At 44.9% G+C, this 16,369-nt stretch carries 16 protein-coding genes and 1 tRNA gene; 12 read left to right on the forward strand and 5 right to left on the reverse strand.

Going from position 1 to position 16,369, the window contains the following annotated elements:
• Positions 1 to 215: 215 nt before the first annotated feature.
• Positions 216 to 1,088 carry an aldose epimerase family protein gene (locus tag ACR6Z4_RS18300; protein ID WP_479718746.1) on the forward strand — a complete coding sequence of 291 codons (873 nt, stop codon included), beginning with the start codon at positions 216 to 218 and terminating at the stop codon, positions 1,086 to 1,088.
• Between the two features lie 315 nt (positions 1,089 to 1,403).
• Here the strand turns inward: ACR6Z4_RS18300 and ACR6Z4_RS18305 are convergent, their stop codons facing one another.
• Together ACR6Z4_RS18305 and ACR6Z4_RS18310 are read right to left on the reverse strand one after the other, a co-directional pair.
• Positions 1,404 to 2,582: an alpha/beta hydrolase gene (locus ACR6Z4_RS18305; protein ID WP_479718747.1), complete on the reverse strand. Its 1,179-nt coding sequence runs from the start codon at positions 2,580 to 2,582 to the stop codon at positions 1,404 to 1,406.
• A gap of 121 nt (positions 2,583 to 2,703) precedes the next feature.
• Positions 2,704 to 4,179 (reverse strand): alpha-amylase, encoded by a 1,476-nt coding sequence (locus tag ACR6Z4_RS18310; RefSeq protein WP_479718748.1) that lies wholly within the window; start codon positions 4,177 to 4,179, stop codon positions 2,704 to 2,706.
• A gap of 421 nt (positions 4,180 to 4,600) precedes the next feature.
• On the opposite strand from ACR6Z4_RS18310, the gene ACR6Z4_RS18315 reads away from it, so the two are divergent.
• From ACR6Z4_RS18315 to ACR6Z4_RS18350, 8 genes are all read left to right on the forward strand, one after another.
• Entirely contained in the window at positions 4,601 to 5,731 is a 1,131-nt protein-coding gene (locus ACR6Z4_RS18315) for a tocopherol cyclase family protein (protein WP_479718749.1), read from the forward strand.
• A gap of 98 nt (positions 5,732 to 5,829) precedes the next feature.
• Positions 5,830 to 5,903: transfer RNA gene (locus tag ACR6Z4_RS18320), tRNA-Arg, on the forward strand.
• A gap of 178 nt (positions 5,904 to 6,081) precedes the next feature.
• On the forward strand, positions 6,082 to 7,269 hold the full coding sequence (locus ACR6Z4_RS18325; RefSeq protein WP_479718750.1) for an Arm DNA-binding domain-containing protein: 1,188 nt from the start codon (positions 6,082 to 6,084) through the stop codon (positions 7,267 to 7,269).
• A gap of 453 nt (positions 7,270 to 7,722) precedes the next feature.
• Positions 7,723 to 8,091, forward strand: coding sequence for a hypothetical protein (locus ACR6Z4_RS18330; RefSeq protein ID WP_479718751.1), 369 nt, complete (start codon positions 7,723 to 7,725; stop codon positions 8,089 to 8,091).
• A 15-nt stretch (positions 8,092 to 8,106) separates the two neighbouring features.
• On the forward strand, positions 8,107 to 8,505 hold the full coding sequence (locus ACR6Z4_RS18335) for a hypothetical protein (protein ID WP_479718752.1): 399 nt from the start codon (positions 8,107 to 8,109) through the stop codon (positions 8,503 to 8,505).
• Positions 8,502 to 11,348, forward strand: coding sequence for a DUF3987 domain-containing protein (locus ACR6Z4_RS18340; protein ID WP_479718753.1), 2,847 nt, complete (start codon positions 8,502 to 8,504; stop codon positions 11,346 to 11,348). Before ACR6Z4_RS18335 ends, ACR6Z4_RS18340 begins: the two co-directional genes overlap by 4 nt.
• A 51-nt stretch (positions 11,349 to 11,399) precedes the next feature.
• Positions 11,400 to 11,621 (forward strand): hypothetical protein, encoded by a 222-nt coding sequence (locus tag ACR6Z4_RS18345; RefSeq protein ID WP_479718754.1) that lies wholly within the window; start codon positions 11,400 to 11,402, stop codon positions 11,619 to 11,621.
• 100 nt (positions 11,622 to 11,721) lie between these two features.
• Complete coding sequence (locus ACR6Z4_RS18350) at positions 11,722 to 12,660, forward strand: hypothetical protein (protein ID WP_479718755.1); 939 nt, start codon at positions 11,722 to 11,724, stop codon at positions 12,658 to 12,660.
• A gap of 11 nt (positions 12,661 to 12,671) precedes the next feature.
• Here the strand turns inward: ACR6Z4_RS18350 and ACR6Z4_RS18355 are convergent, their stop codons facing one another.
• The 3 genes from ACR6Z4_RS18355 to ACR6Z4_RS18365 all read right to left on the reverse strand — a co-directional run bounded on the left by ACR6Z4_RS18355 (position 12,672) and on the right by ACR6Z4_RS18365 (position 14,646).
• Entirely contained in the window at positions 12,672 to 12,962 is a 291-nt protein-coding gene (locus ACR6Z4_RS18355) for a hypothetical protein (protein ID WP_479718756.1), read from the reverse strand.
• Positions 12,963 to 13,318: 356 nt separating this feature from the next.
• Positions 13,319 to 14,050 carry a pentapeptide repeat-containing protein gene (locus tag ACR6Z4_RS18360; protein ID WP_479718757.1) on the reverse strand — a complete coding sequence of 244 codons (732 nt, stop codon included), beginning with the start codon at positions 14,048 to 14,050 and terminating at the stop codon, positions 13,319 to 13,321.
• 389 nt (positions 14,051 to 14,439) lie between these two features.
• Complete coding sequence (locus ACR6Z4_RS18365; RefSeq protein ID WP_479718758.1) at positions 14,440 to 14,646, reverse strand: DUF2934 domain-containing protein; 207 nt, start codon at positions 14,644 to 14,646, stop codon at positions 14,440 to 14,442.
• A gap of 224 nt (positions 14,647 to 14,870) precedes the next feature.
• On the opposite strand from ACR6Z4_RS18365, the gene ACR6Z4_RS18370 reads away from it, so the two are divergent.
• The 3 genes from ACR6Z4_RS18370 to ACR6Z4_RS18380 all read left to right on the forward strand — a co-directional run bounded on the left by ACR6Z4_RS18370 (position 14,871) and on the right by ACR6Z4_RS18380 (position 16,356).
• Entirely contained in the window at positions 14,871 to 15,050 is a 180-nt protein-coding gene (locus ACR6Z4_RS18370; protein WP_479718759.1) for a hypothetical protein, read from the forward strand.
• A gap of 52 nt (positions 15,051 to 15,102) precedes the next feature.
• Positions 15,103 to 15,231 carry a hypothetical protein gene (locus ACR6Z4_RS18375; protein WP_479718760.1) on the forward strand — a complete coding sequence of 43 codons (129 nt, stop codon included), beginning with the start codon at positions 15,103 to 15,105 and terminating at the stop codon, positions 15,229 to 15,231.
• 261 nt (positions 15,232 to 15,492) lie between these two features.
• Positions 15,493 to 16,356 carry a hypothetical protein gene (locus ACR6Z4_RS18380; protein WP_479718761.1) on the forward strand — a complete coding sequence of 288 codons (864 nt, stop codon included), beginning with the start codon at positions 15,493 to 15,495 and terminating at the stop codon, positions 16,354 to 16,356.
• Positions 16,357 to 16,369: the final 13 nt, after the last annotated feature.

Consider the following 16,369-nt stretch of genomic DNA (forward strand, 5'->3'; position numbering starts at 1 on the left):
GTAGACGTGATCTACTACATACTTTTTTGTGACGTTCACGGCATCCGGGGCGTGATAGTTATCACCTAAAAACGTGATAGTTATCACTGTTTAAAGATCATCTGTTCGCCATGCCGCGTTGAAGCCCGAATCAAACAGATCGGTAACAAAACCGGGATTTTAAGTTTAAATTAGGGGGTGTGTTGGTCGTGGTTTATCCGTGGGAGTAATTTTTTATGTTTGCGATCGCCCTCAAGCACGAGCAGTACAAAACCTATATCCTCTCTGACCAGTTGGCGCAGTCTCGCTTAGAAGTGGTGCCCGAACGGGGTGGCATCATTACCCAGTGGTCGGTGCGGGGCAAAGATATTCTTTATTTAGACGCCGAACGGTTTGCTAATCCAGCGTTAAGTGTGCGGGGTGGCATTCCTATCCTGTTTCCCATTTGCGGTAATCTGCCGGACAATAGCTATACCCATAACGGTCAAACGTATACGCTAAAGCAGCATGGGTTTGCTCGCGATCTGCCCTGGAATGTTAGCGATCGCATTACGCAAGAGGCGGTTGCTCTGACGCTCACCCTGGATAGCAACGACCAAACCCGCGCCGTTTATCCGTTTGACTTCACGCTAAGGTTTACCTATCGGCTGCAAGGCAACGCCTTAGAAATTCACCAACACATCACCAATACCTCAGCCGATCAACCCATGCCCTTTTCGATTGGGTTGCATCCTTATTTTCAAGTTGCTGATAAAAACCAACTCCGCTTCGATATCCCCGCAACAGAGTTGCAAAATCAGCGCGATCAAACCACCCAATTTTTCTCCGGCAGTTTTGACTTTGAGCTGGATGAGATTGATGCCATCTTCCACGAACCGTCTCGGCAAAGTGCCAGTGTTACCGATCCCAGTCGGCAACTAAAAATTCAGTTAGAGTATGAGTCGCCGTACAACAAACTGGTTTTTTGGACGGTCAAAGGCAAAGATTTTTACTGCCTGGAACCCTGGAGCGCCCCTAGAAATTCGATGAATACCGGCGATCGCCTGACGCATCTACAACCCGGCAGCAGCCTGGAAACACTCGTGCGTCTTAGCGCCATGCCCATGTGACCTGGGGGAAGTGCTACTCGTCTGAAGAGCATCCATTCACACCATAAAAATCCACGACTTTTTTGGGTAGTCCTAAAAAAATAATGATGTTTTGTGGCGCGGGCGTCGCCCGCGCCACAAAACATCATGACATGAATACCACTACCCTTTTTTGGGAGAGTGCGGCGGAGCCGCACTCTCCCAAAAAAGTGATTCAAGTTGTGTTATGGCAGCCAAAGGGCTGGCTAGGACAGGGGCGCGGGGGCTGTGCCCCCGGACAGGGGTTCCACCCCTGCACCCCGTCCTCATTAACCCTTCAATTGCTATATGAAGCCCCTAAGACACGGGTGTAACCATGGGTAGGTCAGAGTTTTGAGACACACTGCCCATGTTAGCCATATCTACATCACCACTGCTCAAGAAGCGATAGGTTTCTTGATACAAGCTTTGCCAGAAGCGATTGCTCATCCCCTGGCTAACTTCCGTGGGGTCAACCATGGGATGGGGAACTAGATCTTCGGCTGGATAGAAGTAAAAATGGTGCCCATTGCGATCGCCGCCAATGGCTTTATAAAAGTCTCGATTCGTCTCAATATCGGCAGCATCTTCATTTTCGGTTAGCACCATAAATGTAGGAATCTGCTGAAGGGTTTTATTTTGTTTGAGCACATAGGCACTTCCAAAGCGATCGGCAGCCGTCAACGCACCGACGGGGAAGCGTAGATTGGGATCCCAACCCAGTTCCTTGACATCGAGCGGCCCTGCCAAATTCACATACTTCCGTCGATCTTCGCCATAGACCCGCAGCAAGGGCGCATAGGCAACCACTTTTTGCACTCGATCGGGTCGGGCAGCTGCCAACCCTAAAGCCGTTGCTCCTCCAACCGATAAGCCAACCGTGTAAATGGGACCCGGCATGGCATCCAGGTCTGCCAAACGACTTTTTGCCGTCGTTAAATAGTCCATATGCGACGAAACGAAGTACCGATCAAAATCATCATCATCGTTACGTTCGATCGACTGCACAATATCAATTAACCGGGGTTCTATTTTGAGCAATCGGGTCATCAACGCCAGCCGCTGCATATAGCTGGGGCGAGCCACCCCTTCACCGCCACTAAGATTTTTAATGTAATTTTGCAAGACTGGATCTTGAGCAATTTTTGCCTTGAGGGGTTCTGCGATCGCAGGCACCAGATCAACTTGCGGCCAATTTTTTTCAGGTTTAATATAGCTATGCCCTGCAAGCGTCACTTGATAAACGTTAAAGCCATTACGAAACAGGTAATCGGCTAAGCGCCACATCTGATGAGGTTTAGCACTAAATCCATGAAACATCAGCACCGTTCCGGCAATCGGCTGATCTGGTTCATGGAATAAGTAATAGGGATACGCGCCCTCTCGACGATCGGGATGAGTATCAATACTGCGGATATGGTCAGCGATCGCTTGTTTGGTTTGATTGAGTTGGTCAGCCGTGGGGGCAACGGTTTTAGGTAGCGTTAAAGTGCTCATAAGCTAAGCTATACACCAATGTGAGAATGACGATGACACTTTGAAATCTGAGCGGGATAAACGGGACACAATTCATCCGGCAGGCAGAACAAAAAATCACCTGTGTATAGCTTCAGTCGCATCACTGCTCAATCCAGACAGAAACTGACCCACCTTTGCAATAAAATTCGCCCCAACCTTGATCATTGGTATAAACAAAGTCTTTCACATGCTCGGTAATATCGAGAAATACCGCATCCGGTTTGCCCACTTCCATCCATTTGCTGCCGCCAGGCCCATCACTCATAATCACTGCCATCGCTTTGGGATGATTGGCATCGCCTAATCGAGTCCAACCCACCACATCCGGATGATCAAAATAGTCATATTGATTGCCATAAGCATACCGTCGCCGCGCATAGAGAAACTTGTCGAGCAAACAACGGTGAGAATCTAACCAAATCTCGTGCGTGTTTCCATCCCGCCCTTTATCGCTGTAATGTGCGCCATAGTAATCTGCATAAAAAACGCAAGGATAGCCTTCGCGACGCAATAAAATTAACGCATACGCTAATGGCTTAAACCAGGCTTCAACCACAGACTCTAACCCTTGTAGCGGTTGAGAATCGTGGTTTTCGACAAACGTAACCGATAGCGTCGGTTGTTGTTGCGTCAACGTGCCGTTCAAGATTTGGCTCATGTCGTAATATCCACCAGCCCGACTGGCTCGATGAAAGTTATAGTGCAACGGCACATCAAACAACGATAGCCTGCCCCCTGTATTGCCGATATACCAATTTAGGGTTGATAGATCTTCGCTCCAATACTCTCCGACTGCAAATAAATTTCGTGCTGTGTAGCGTTCCATCTGATCCAACCAGGTGTTGAAAAAGTCACCCTGGATATGTTTAATCGCATCCAGGCGAAACCCATCCACACTCGTCAGATCCAACAACCATTCACCCCAACGATTTAACTCATTTTTCACCTCAGGATGATTCATATCCAGGTCGCAACCCATGAGAAAGTCGTAATTACCCTGGCTCAGATCCACTTTGGTTTCAAAGGATTTGTCTTTGAAGTGGTAGATGGTGCTATCTCCTGGCTTGTAAGTATTGTGATTGACGGAGTCAAAGTGTTGCCAATTCCACTTCATGCTGGAGTATTTGTCGCCCCGACCCGGAAAGTTAAACTGTGTCCAGGCTTTGATGCGTTCGACGCCACCAATGGCGTGATTGCGATCGCCGGAAGCAACCGGAATGGCTTCAATTTCTTCTTCAGCATCCCCACCATTTTTATGATTGAAAACAGTGTCTGCATACACCTGTAACCCATACTGGTGAGCCGTTTTAATGGCAGCAAGGTATTGATCTTTCGTACCGTATTTCGTCCGAATTGTCTCTTTTTGATCAAATTCGCCCAAATCAAACAAATCATAGACCGCATAGCCAACGTCGCTCTTTCCGCCACTGGCTTTGTAGGCAGGGGGGAGCCACAACGCTGTAATGCCTGCATCCGCCAACGCTTTGGCGTTGTTTTTTAGCTCATCCCAGTGGGTCCCGTCATCGGGGGTGTACCAATGAAAATATTGCATGATTGTGCCGTTGAGGTCTGCCATAGGTTCGCCGTTACGGAATAAAGGGGTAGATAGGTACGCAGAATAAAGGAGGCTAGCTTTACGCAATCCAGTTAGGATGGATTTGAACGTGAACCCTTTGGGTTCACGTTCAAATCCATCCCTCTATTGAGCCATGCCACAGATCAAGACACTAGCCAGTTGCATAGTAGCAAGTTCAACTGTTTAAACCTGCTAACCCACCCAAGTTTTTTACTAAACTCAAAAATTAACCCTTCAACCAGTCCATCCGCATTCACGTCTTAAGGATGACAAATTCGGACGTTTATAGTTAGAAGCGCGGCGTCGCCGCGCTTCTAACTATAGAGCGTGAATACGCGAAGCTATCAAATCTTCGGGGTTACTAAATCATGATCCTTAGCAATCAAATTCTAAATTTTGTAATCTTTTGCGATAAAAGCCAATGATTGAGCCATTCAAGCAACTGCAAACGCCCCATAGTGGCTATCACTGGGATGGCAGCGATCGCCGTTTTTTCGAAGGATGGTATTTTCGGCTGACTTTACCTGATTGGGGAGAAACTGCTGGAGAAACGATTGCGTTTATGTACTCCATTGAAGATCCGCTAGGAGGTAGCCCTTTTAGCGGCGGAACAGCACAAATTTTAGGACCAGGAGATACCTATTTCTGTCGTACATTCCCCGATCCCGCTCTATTTTGGGCATGGCGCGATCGCCTGGGGTTAGGGCATCGCCGACGACAAAGCAGGGGGCAGAAAGTAGGGGACAGAGCCGATCTGAGCGGGCACACGGCTCGGTTTCTAGAACCAGAGGTATTTGACCAGGCAGGCATAGAAGGGTATCAGGTAACAGCCACCTGGCACCAGGGGAATTTACAAGATCCAGGGTCGGGGCACTGGGTAAGATGGCAATATCAGGTGCGCCCCGTGTACGGGTGGGGCGAGTGCGATCGCCCTCAACAATCAACCGCAGGTTGGCTATCCCAATTTCAAATTTTTGAACCGGGTTGGCAAATTCTCATGGCACATGGACGAGCAACCGGCTGGATTGAGTGGCAAGGTCAACGCTACGAATTTAGCAACGTACCCACCTATGCCGAAAAAAACTGGGGCGGCGCATTCCCTCAAAAATGGTTTTGGATCAATGCCAACTACTTTGCCGACCAACCGGATTTAGCGCTAACCGCCGTCGGTGGACGCAGACAGGTCTTGACCTGGATGGAATCGGTTGGCATGATTGGCATCCACCACCAGGGCAAATTCTATGAATTTGTGCCCTGGACAGCGGATATTCACTGGACCGTTCATCCCTGGGGCAACTGGCACATGATCGCCGAGACGGACGATTATCAAGTTGAGATCATTGGCAGCACCGAACACCCCGGCACCTATGTACGCGTCCCCACCCAGACTGGGCTTATGTTAACGTGCCGCGATACCACCCACGGTCACTTGACCGTACGATTGCGCCAGCGCAATAATGGCAGCAACAAACTTATACTAGAAGCCCAAACCCATCTGTGCGGACTGGAAGTAGGCGGTAGCCCTTGGGATACAGCATGGCGATCGCCATAAAGACGACCCCCCACCGCCGTTTCCACCGACTCCTAACTTCTGACTCTGCTAATAAAAAATCCAAAACCCACATTCCCTTGCTATCATGACTATGATTTGGGGCTGTAGCTCAGCAGGATAGAGCGATCGCCTCCTAAGCGATAGGTCGCGCGTTCGAATCGCGCCAGTCCCGTACTCTTGAAACCGCTTGAAGGCAGTCACTTTCAAGCGGTTTCGGCTTTTTATAACAGATTGAAATTTAGTATTCCTGAACTACAAAACTGCTATGAATTGGGTAATCTTAGGCATATTTGGGTGTAATTTGGGTGTAAACTGGGTGTAAGATCAAGCGTACTGCTAAGGCGGCTCCCATGTTCTCAAAAACTCCTACAGGTAAGGCTTCTAAGGGTTCTGTTCAGGTCATAGTTTCCAACGGTCGCTTGCAACTGCGTTTTCGGTTTGCTAGTAAGCGCCATTATCTCTCGCTAGGTTTTTCCGACACGTTCGAAAACCGCAAACTGGCAGAAATGAAAGCTAAAGAAATCGAGTTAGATATGCTCTCTGGGCACTTTGACCAGACCTTGCAAAAATATAAGCCTCACTCAAGTTTCAGTGTTGAGTCACCTGACATTACACCCAAAATTACACCCACACTTGCTGAGCTATGGGAAAAATTTTTGGTGTACAAACGACCTCAATGTAGTCCATCTACGATGAAATACCAATATCAGACTTTTTCTCGATATCTTGAAAAGTTGCCTACTCACGATTTAGATCATGCCGCAGTCATCCGTGATCATGTCTTAAAAACAATCCCCGTTAATTCTGCTAAGAGGTTCATCGTTCGTTTATCAGCTTGCTGTGATTGGGCTATCAAGTCAGGTTGGATTAGTCAGAATCCTTTTCAAGGGATGGCAAGTGAGATTAAATTACCCAAGGGCACTAGCCTTAGTGGAATGGAAGACATTAATCCGTTTAGTGCAGAAGAACGTGATGTGATTCTAAATGCTTTTATGCAAGATACTGCCTGCCCCAAATATTCTAGGGTGAAGCATTCTCACTACTATCCCTTTATATTTTTCTTGTTCAACACTGGAGCTAGACCTTCTGAGGTGATTGCATTGCAATGGAAACATGTCTCTGATGATTTTCGATATATTTTGTTTGAGCAAGCCGTTGTTGAATCTGAGAATGGTGCTATTTGTAAGCAAGGCTTAAAGACGCAGGAAAAGCGTAGATTTCCTTGCAACGTGAAGATGCAAACATTTTTACGCTCAATTAAATCTGAAAAAGCAGCATCAGAGGATCTAGTTTTTCCCAGTCCTAATGGCAAGTGGATCGATTCCAATAATTTCCGTAACCGTATTTGGCATCCCGTTTTAGAGAAGTTACGGATTGAATACCGCAAGCTCTACCAAACTCGACATACTTTTGTTACTCTGGCTCTGGAAAATGGATTAGATGCTAAGGATGTTGCTCGGTTAGTCGGTAATTCACCAGAGATTATCTACAAACACTATGCAGGTAATAAACGGGAATTGTTTGTTCCTGAATTTTGATTGCTCTTCACAGTGCGATCGCTCACGTTGCAGAATTCGCTTTAACCACTAATAACTTTTCATAAATCTCGCCTGCAAAAATTAGGTGAGATTTTTTATAGCTAGTATTGGACGGCTATTGTCTTGTGGTGAGACACACTAAATATGTTGCCCATGAGATCTACAACAATTCAAATTACGTTAGTCGCCTCCAAAATGTGTATTCAAAAAACTCTAAATCAGTCCAATAATGAGATCAATGATCTAATATTAAAAGAGTGGTAGCTATTGATATTTCTTATGGATGCTTCATTTACTCTATCCATAGTGAAAACCCTCACTCTCGTAGTTGGTGCTACGAGAGTGAGGGGTTCATTGCTATTACAAGTTAATTCTGTCTAGCAGGATAAGTTTCTCAGGCTCTTCTGCTGACAGACCTGATACCCCACAGGTATGAGGGGTTCTTCAATTTTAATGAACATCCAAAAACATAGCCACCGTAAGGCTATCCCTGATTCAGGCAACTCTGAAACATTGATGTCTATATCCAGTGTAGCGAGAAGTTTGACGCTCGTTGATAAGCATCGAGCCGCTGAAATCTTAGGGGTAAGCCCTGAAACGCTCAAGAAGTATCGATTGCAGCCTGGATCAACGCTGATCGAAGGAATTCATTATCATGTCTGGAACAGTCGGACAATTCGGTATAACCCAGAATTGTTGGCAGATTGGGGGTTGAATCGCAATAACCCATCTAGACATCGACAGACAATCGAAGTCTATCTTGCCAAAGTTCTTCCTCAGCAGAAGAAGCGGCGTACTTCCGTTCAAGCTCAAAATCTTTAGCGAAGGGGTAAGGCAATGGATAGCAATCAGCCTCCTAAGCCTTACCTGACTGAGAAGCATTTGGCAGATCTGCAATCATCTGGATTGACTCCAGATCAAATTGTTGTAGCTGGTCACTTCTCAGCAGATAAGGCTGAAGCAAAAGAGCTGGTAGGGTGCGATCTGCCAGGATTAATTTTTCAGTATTGTGATCCGTTAGAGAGTCCGTACCGAAGAAGCGATCGCCTTCTAGAAAATGGCGATCGCTCGGATCAATATGCTGCTTTTCTTTTCCCTACTTTACGCTACATCACCCTTCGTTCACTCAGACGAAATTATAGGTTAAGCACTCAAGCTAAAAGCTTGGGAGAACTTCAGATTTGTCTTAGTCGAATGTCCAAATTTTCCGAGAAAATAGGGGGTGATTTTTCATGAGTCATCATAACTTTACCTATTCAGGGAAAGATTATGCTTGTCCCATTTGCGGTAGGACTAAAGACGCAGATTGTCGCTGGAAATCAGATATTTTCCTTTGTCATAGTCATGCAGATCAGGATATTGGCAAAGCAGGCTATCTATATCGAGGAAAAAGAGATATTTGGGGACTATATTTCCCAGATGATAAACAGGCAAAGAAACCTATTAGACCCAAATCTCCGAAGCAAACATTCGTTTATTATGATCTGAATAAACATCCGATTGTAAGGGTTAATCGGATTGATAAAGGAGATAGTAATAAACAAATCTGGCAAGAATCTTTTGCTGATGGAGAGTGGCAAAAGGGTTTAGCTCAGGGTATTCATTCTCAGATTCCTCTCTATCGCATTTTCGACCCCATTAACCAGACAGCAAAGGCTGAAGCTCAACTTCTATTCATTGTTGAAGGAGAAGGCAAAGTTAATCAGCTTTTGAAGCTTGATATTCCTGCAACTTGTTGTATTGGAGGAGCTAATAAATGGAGACGTTACGGCTATGCCAATTATCGTGAGCAATTATTAGGAGCGAAGGTAGTCTTGTGTCCAGACCAAGATAAACCAGGGCTTAGACATTGCCTCGATATTGAGCAAGATTTCCCTGATGCTCAATGGTTATATGCTTTCCCTGATTCGGTGCTATGGGACTACTTACCCGATACAGGGGGATTAGATATCGCTGATTGGATTGCTGAATTAAGAGGGCAAAAACTCTCTCAAACAGCGATCCACGATTGCATCTTGGCAGCAATTGAAAAAAAACGGCAATTTCCCGATCTTGTATCTGAAGAGGAGTGCGATCGCTCTGAAGTTAATCTTGACTGCATGGAAGACGAAAGATCCGTAATCCCTGCCAAAATTCAGCTTCAAGCTGTTCTTCAGAGGAACCTATCACCTTCCGATTATTATCAGGCACTCTCTAACATTTCCACAGATACAAGAATACCAACACGAGAGCTAGAGCGGATTGCTGAGGCAATTTGGACAGAAGAGGAACTAGAAAACTTTAGAAATGAAACAGCCGTTGAAGTCTCTGAACTCCTTAATCTGACGGTTCATAATATTGATTTAGCTGATTGCTTACCTGAGACATTGTCTAAACCGTTGACTTCAGCACTAGAGAGATCGGGTGGTGAACCACTAGCAGGTTTACTTACTCTCTTAACAGTTGCCGCTTCTCTTCTTAAAACAGGTACAGCGATCGAACCGTTTGAGAGTGACAATCATCAAGAACGGGCAATTCTTTACTCTGGTCTAGTGGCTGAACCCAGTAGTCGAAAAAGCGGTATCTTAAACCTTTTCATAAAGCCACTGCGTAGCTTACAGGCGAAATTCAAGATTCATTATGATGAGGAATTGCATCAATATCAGGAAGCGTTGGAAGTCTATCGTCAAAGTGACACGAAAGGAAGAAAGCCAGAAGAACCCAAATGTAAGCATATCTACATTGAAGATGCCACATCTGAATCTGTAGCTCATATTTTGGCAGAACAGCCAACATCAGGGTTACTATCCTCCTTTGATGAATTAAGTGGACTATTTGGGTTACAAAATGCTTACCGCAATGGCAAGGGAGCAGATCAGCAGAAGCTCTTATCTTTGTATGATGGAGCGTCTTTCAAAATTGATCGGATCGGCAAACATTTGTTTGTTGAGCATACGGCAGTGAGTATTTTGGGTAGCATTCAACCTCAAGTTCTGCTCAAGCTCATGGGTGATCTGTCAGATCCAGATGGCACCTGGAGTCGTTTTCAATGGGTAGTGTTGCCGATCAAAAAGTATCCTTACCCTGAAGGTGTGAGAATCGATATTTCATCTTTACTCCTGAACATTTATACAAATTTACAAAGCTTTCCAGCGGATGTTTATCGGTATTCTTATGAGGCTCAAGCATTGTTTAGGAAGTGGTATGAATTTTTAGAAGATGCCAGAATTACAGAAGAAAATCCAGCAAAACGAGCCTTATTGGGAAAATCAGCAGGGCAAACCAACCGGATTGCTTTGGTTTTGCATTGTATTCATGCAGCCACCCATCAAGTAGAACCTACTGAAACTATTTCGATAGAAATTTTGAAAGCGGCGATCGCCATCAAAAAAGCATTGCTCCGACAAACTGAACTAATTTACTCAGAAGCAAGAGCAAATGATGGGGAATTACCATCCATGCTGAGGAAGATCTTGATGCTAGCAGATCAAAAAGGTCAGGTTTCTGCTAGAGATTTGTCCCGTTGTTGGACTACTCGCAAGAAGCCCACTGCTCAACAATTTGAGCAGTGGATGAATGAACTTGTTCAAATGGGGTTAGTTAGACAATCTGAAACGAAACATGGAAAACTATTGATTCTCTCTAAATCTTTAGAGGGTAGTGACAGTAGTGACAAAGAAGCTGGAAAGCTTTTTCCTCAAGAGTTTGAACGTGTTACGACAGGTGATGACAAAGCAGTGACACATCTAGCAGGAGTAGTGACACAAGATGAACTCATCATTGATGAAGAGACTGTTCAATCTGCCACGACAAAAGAGGGAGTCGTCACTACTCCTGTCACTACTTTTGTCACCACAGAAAAAATGCTGAATCCCCTTTCTAGCAAAGATCCTAATCAATTTGTTACTACTGTCACGACTTCTTCTAAAACAAAGGATTTACACGTTGGCGATCGCGTTCGTTATCGTGGTAAATATCAGCAATATCAAGACATGGATTTGATCCTACATGGATTTACGCAAGGAAAGGTAAACTGTACCATGCCAGATGGCAACTTCACGACTTGGTTAGACCTGTCCGATTTAGAAGCCATCAATTGAGTGGTGCTTCGCCTGAATTATTTCAAAGAGAGAAGCCCCTGAATAAAGCGAATGAATACCTATTGGCAACGCAAGGTGAACTTTAGAACTTACGAACTCTCACCAGAGTTAATCCGTCAGATTGATACGACTGCTGCAAACTTAGATGTCTATCAGTCGGAGTTGGTGAGGGTTTTACTAAAGGATGCATTTCAGCGGTTAGAGACTGGAGAACTGAACCTGAAACCAGTCCCTAAGCCCCTAAAACATCGGTTACATCGATTGTCTGTCTAACTCTATTGAGCAGGTCAATAGCCTACAAATGCTAACATTCAAAGGCAATATTTTGTGATTTTGAGTTAGGCTTGAGACAAACTCATCTCAACTCAAGACTATGGTTTGCTCTCCTGAAATCAGCCGTATGAATGGGGCAAAATCTAAAGGTGCGACGACTGAACGGGGAAAAGCGATCGCTTCTCGTAATGCAACCCAACACGGATTGCTAGCACAACAACCCCCGTTATTGGTCACAGAGGATCTGGCAACATTTGAGGGATTGGTTCAGGGATTGATTGATCACTACCAACCAGAAAACCCGATCGAGCATTTTCTGATTCAACAAGTGGCAATGGGAATGCTCAGACAGTATCGACTCTGGACAGTAGAAGCGGCGATCGCCAATATCGAGATTCTCAAAGCACAGCATCACCTTCATTATCCGGATCACATCACTCCTGCTGAACAAGACCTGTTCGAGACAGTGACCTGTTATGAAGCAAAGCGTACCCCACGAAAGCAGCTTTTACAAAAGGAACAGCAGATCCTTAACGCTTTGATTTTGGATGTGGAGCATGATTTAGCAAAATATAGCGCCACCCCACGAAAGGGAATGAATGAGCTTCTGGCATCCCTGAATCTGAACCATTTTCATGAAGATCGCTCGGCTGTAGTTTGGCAGTTTCAGGATGAACTGAATCAGTGGTTAGAGGGGTGGGCAGAAGAGAAGCCGATTGCTCCCTATCCCCAATGGGATGAGGTAGAGAAACGAGCGAAGAAGTTGATTAAGCTTGCTAAACAACGGATTGCAGAGATTGCAGTAGCGATCGCAACCATTGAGCAGCATGAGGCAACCTTGAGAGAGGCAGAGATCGCAACCAAGGGAGTTCAGAAACCAGAGTTATTTAATCGCTATCAGAGAGATGTGAAGCGAGATCTCTATGAGGCGATCGAGCGATTAGAGAAGATGAGGGAACAACGCATAAATCAGGGTTCTATGGGTTCGTTTCGTTCAATGGGCACTTCTGGCGACTCTGAAACACTTTTTGATCATTGAACAGGCAGATTCTAGATCGTTTTCTCTATTGGCTTTGGGGCGATCGCTTGTAACTGTTCCAGTGCAGTCGTTAGCTCAGTAACCTTTTCTTTTAACTGACCAACCTGGTTAACTTTTTTTTCGAGTGCCTCAACCCTTTCAGGCAGAGAAGCAACTTTGTTGACGTGTTGACCCAGTGCCTCGCCAATTAATTCATAGAGCCATTGAGACGGAGTGACACCCAATGTATCAGCCATCTCTTTGATCTGTGCTTTCCACACTGAGGGAACCTTTACCCCAATTGTCTCTTTCGGTTCTGCCATCTTGTTAACCTCGTTAACACTGTTACCCCAATTCTAAACCTGTTTTTTGTCAATGATAAATCTGAGGCTGTAAACCAGGTTAACTGCGTTAACGAATTAAGTAAAACTTATATATCGACGCTAGAATCAGGGTTTCAGCGATCGTACCTGTCATCTCATCCATAAGGACTGATTAATTAAGGTAGTTTACCGGGTTAACCCCTCTCAAACCTTGATTCTCTCGTTTACCTTTGGTATGAAAGGTAAATATCCTTGAAAGTAAAATTAGGGTGCGATCGCCATCCTTAACCAAAACAATGCGATCAAGTTCCGTTTTCGTTGAGGGGATTAGGACTAAACTTGAAAGCGTTTTTTGATTAGTTCCATGAGTGTTGACGAGCGTCATCAACCATTTTTTTTGCTTCGTCGAGTGAGTATCGATAGCGATCGCTCAGCACTTGCGGAAGATCGTCGCAGTCTCGATTGGGGTCAATACCTGCGGTAAGGATGTTAGCGGGTAGCGCGACATTACAAAGATAGGGGGGGGACTGCCCTTTGAATTGTTCTGTCGTGAGATTGTTGGCACCCCGGAAATCTGTAGCTAATAGAATACTGCTGCTAAGATCGGCACCTCTGAGATCGGCTCTCGTAAGGTTGGCATTGCCAAGGAAGGCATATCCAAAGAAGGTACTGCTAAGTTTGGCATTGCTAAGATCGGCATCGTTGAGGACGGTACCTATAAAGTCGGAACCTCTGAGGTCGGAACCTCTGAGGTCGGAACCTTTGAGGTCGGCACTGTTGAGGAAGGCATTGTTGAGGAAGGCACCTCTAAGGTCGGCACTAGTGAGGACGGCACTGCTGAGGACGGCACTGTTGAGGACGGCATTGCTGAGGTCGGCACTGCTGAGGTTGGCTCTCGTAAGGTTGGCATCGAAGAGGACAGCATTACTGAGGTTGGCATTGCTGAGGACAGCATTGCTGAGGTTGGCATTGCTGAGGACAGCATTGCTGAGGTTGGCATTGCTAAGGTCGGCACTGCTAAGGTCGGCACCGATGAGGTTGGTTCTGCTGAGGTCAACTTGTGCTAGATTTGCGTTTTTAAGACTCACAGCAGGTAATCCCACAGTCACTGATGAATTTAAGAACTCACTGCCTTCCAAAGATTTAATAAGTTGTCTTTTACGATTGAGATCGAGAACTTGTAAAGTTGCTAGGACTCTAGCGTGAGCAATGACTCTAGCTCCGCTGTTTGAATCTCCAGCTAGAAGGTTACGCTCAAAAACCAACTTATCTAACTGATCAAAGTATTGATTGAGTGCGTTATCTTGATTTGCTTCTTTCTGAATCTGTCCAGTAATGATGCTACCTGCTGCACTAAGGACAAGGGGAACAGCGAGCAATTTTACCCACTCTAATTTTGGAAATGAGAGAAGGAACCATTTTGGAAGCTTCCAAAATATGAAGTGAGGGATTCTCCAAAAAATAAAAGAAGAAACTATCAGAAAAAAAAACTCAGTCCGGCTTTTACCTTAGCTGCTAACCATTTCTCTTTATTTTCAAGCTGTTTTTTGGCTTCTAGCCAGTTGTCTATATCTTCTCCAGTAGATCTGCCCCTAGCTATCCAAATTTCATAGGCTTTTGCTTGGATCTCTGCATCGGAAGGTTTACGTTTGGATTTTGGAATAAATCGTCTAATTTTTTGCATAGCTATTCTGAGTCGAAACCCCTTGTCAGTAAAATCTTACAGCTAACTCAAGGGGCATAAGCATCAAAAAATCTCTTGCTAAAACTAATCTTTTTAGCGATCGCCAGGATACGTTTTAGATGCCTGGTCTTTCCGCCGTACCCATAGGGTTCAGCATGACTATTAAAAGGGCATCTTGAAAAATAGTTGGCGGGTGCTTTTTTATGGAATTCCGTTGGTCAAAAATGCGGGTTGTTATCCCGCTCACGATTGTTTTTGGCGTAGCTCTCAGCTTTGTTTGGGCAGTTCTGACTCAGGAACCCCAATACGCTTGTGTTGACTTTCATCCAGACGGTTCAGCCCAGGTTTTGACAGGCGATCAATGCTTACAACCACCTTCTGATGTGAAGGGCGATCGGGTGTAGTTGCAAGAGTGATGCTGCAACTCGTGAGCAGGTGATCTGATTGAGCGTCGGGATGCTCAGTTTATTTTGTCCGATGGAGAATGCGATCGCTCGTGGTAAGCAACTGAAGAAACTGGATCGGCAGATTGAGGTGTTGCAGAAACGGATTAACAAGGTTGAGGCAATGCTTGCTCAAGTGTAGGGGCGATCGCTTGTTGAAGGTAACTGAAAGAATTTCATGAGCAGATTGAGATGCTGTTACACTAAGAGACCTCTTGAAGATATTTTTTTGGTCAAAGTAATGTAAACTCATCTACATCCTTCTCATAAGTAAGGCAAGCATACAGAAATCAATAGAAACCTTAGGGAGTTTTAATTGTAGTAAGAACTGTACTAAGTCGGACTGATACGAAAGTCTTGTAATATTTATTACTTGAGGCAGTAACGCCTATAGATTCAGGGTATGGGTGAACTTAGAAGATTAGGGAGAGCGTTTCCCTTTCTTGCTCCAATATTTATTGCAGCCCTTGCAGGGATTTTAGGGAATAGAGCAGATGCTCTATTTTTAATTACTGTTGAAACAATGGGTAAAAGCATACCCATTAAGCTGTGGCTGATTGCTCTCTTGATGATAGTCGCACTTCTACCCTCTACCTTTACAGCACTAAAATTTTTTAGAGCACATAAAGTTTCTATCAATCTCATTGAGTTAGACGATACTTTATTGCGATTACTTCGGGAGTTTAAGCAAACTTACAATTCATCAGGACGCGGTATTATGTTTGGTGGATCTAGACCGCCAAGCCATGAAGCTGTTCAGCGTTTGATAGAAGAGTTATTAGAGAAGACCCTCGATGTTTTCTATCTATTCCAAGAGTGCGCTATCGAGATGTGGCACCCTGACCCGTCTTCTTCTGATTTCCTAATTTTGTGGGGACAGGCAAACTCAGTCGATGTTGCTAGGGCAAGGACACGCTTTTATGTTGGTGCACCAGATCGCACGAGAAGTGGACTTGCAGGATATACCTACATTGATCGAGAACCTCGCGTTATCCATATATCCCGCAAAAATGGGCAGTGGACTTCTGATTCGACTGAGTACTTATTTATAAATGGTAGAGAGACAGCAAATTGGTTTCCCTATAGAACTCTAATTGCAGTCCCAATCATTGTTCCTAGAGTTGGACAAGTCGATCAATGTTTAGGTGTTTTATGTATGTACAGTATGAATTCAACTGTATTTGATTCTAAAGTTGTACAAAGCTTAGTCGTTTCAATTGCAGATCGAATCGCTTCACTGTGTATTATCACTCGTAATCATCAATAGAGTTAATGATTTT

Source organism: Calyptranema fuscum S582, from assembly GCF_055793305.1.

Bases quoted from the DNA above. Each gene is read 5' to 3' on its own strand.
- ACR6Z4_RS18300 (WP_479718746.1), top strand. From the start codon at position 216: ATGTTTGCGATCGCCCTCAAGCACGAGCAGTACAAAACCTATATCCTC.
- ACR6Z4_RS18305 (WP_479718747.1), bottom strand. From the start codon at position 2,582: ATGAGCACTTTAACGCTACCTAAAACCGTTGCCCCCACGGCTGACCAA.
- ACR6Z4_RS18310 (WP_479718748.1), bottom strand. From the start codon at position 4,179: ATGGCAGACCTCAACGGCACAATCATGCAATATTTTCATTGGTACACC.
- ACR6Z4_RS18315 (WP_479718749.1), top strand. From the start codon at position 4,601: ATGATTGAGCCATTCAAGCAACTGCAAACGCCCCATAGTGGCTATCAC.
- ACR6Z4_RS18325 (WP_479718750.1), top strand. From the start codon at position 6,082: ATGTTCTCAAAAACTCCTACAGGTAAGGCTTCTAAGGGTTCTGTTCAG.
- ACR6Z4_RS18330 (WP_479718751.1), top strand. From the start codon at position 7,723: ATGAACATCCAAAAACATAGCCACCGTAAGGCTATCCCTGATTCAGGC.
- ACR6Z4_RS18335 (WP_479718752.1), top strand. From the start codon at position 8,107: ATGGATAGCAATCAGCCTCCTAAGCCTTACCTGACTGAGAAGCATTTG.
- ACR6Z4_RS18340 (WP_479718753.1), top strand. From the start codon at position 8,502: ATGAGTCATCATAACTTTACCTATTCAGGGAAAGATTATGCTTGTCCC.
- ACR6Z4_RS18345 (WP_479718754.1), top strand. From the start codon at position 11,400: ATGAATACCTATTGGCAACGCAAGGTGAACTTTAGAACTTACGAACTC.
- ACR6Z4_RS18350 (WP_479718755.1), top strand. From the start codon at position 11,722: ATGGTTTGCTCTCCTGAAATCAGCCGTATGAATGGGGCAAAATCTAAA.
- ACR6Z4_RS18355 (WP_479718756.1), bottom strand. From the start codon at position 12,962: ATGGCAGAACCGAAAGAGACAATTGGGGTAAAGGTTCCCTCAGTGTGG.
- ACR6Z4_RS18365 (WP_479718758.1), bottom strand. From the start codon at position 14,646: ATGCAAAAAATTAGACGATTTATTCCAAAATCCAAACGTAAACCTTCC.
- ACR6Z4_RS18370 (WP_479718759.1), top strand. From the start codon at position 14,871: ATGCGGGTTGTTATCCCGCTCACGATTGTTTTTGGCGTAGCTCTCAGC.
- ACR6Z4_RS18375 (WP_479718760.1), top strand. From the start codon at position 15,103: ATGCTCAGTTTATTTTGTCCGATGGAGAATGCGATCGCTCGTGGTAAG.
- ACR6Z4_RS18380 (WP_479718761.1), top strand. From the start codon at position 15,493: ATGGGTGAACTTAGAAGATTAGGGAGAGCGTTTCCCTTTCTTGCTCCA.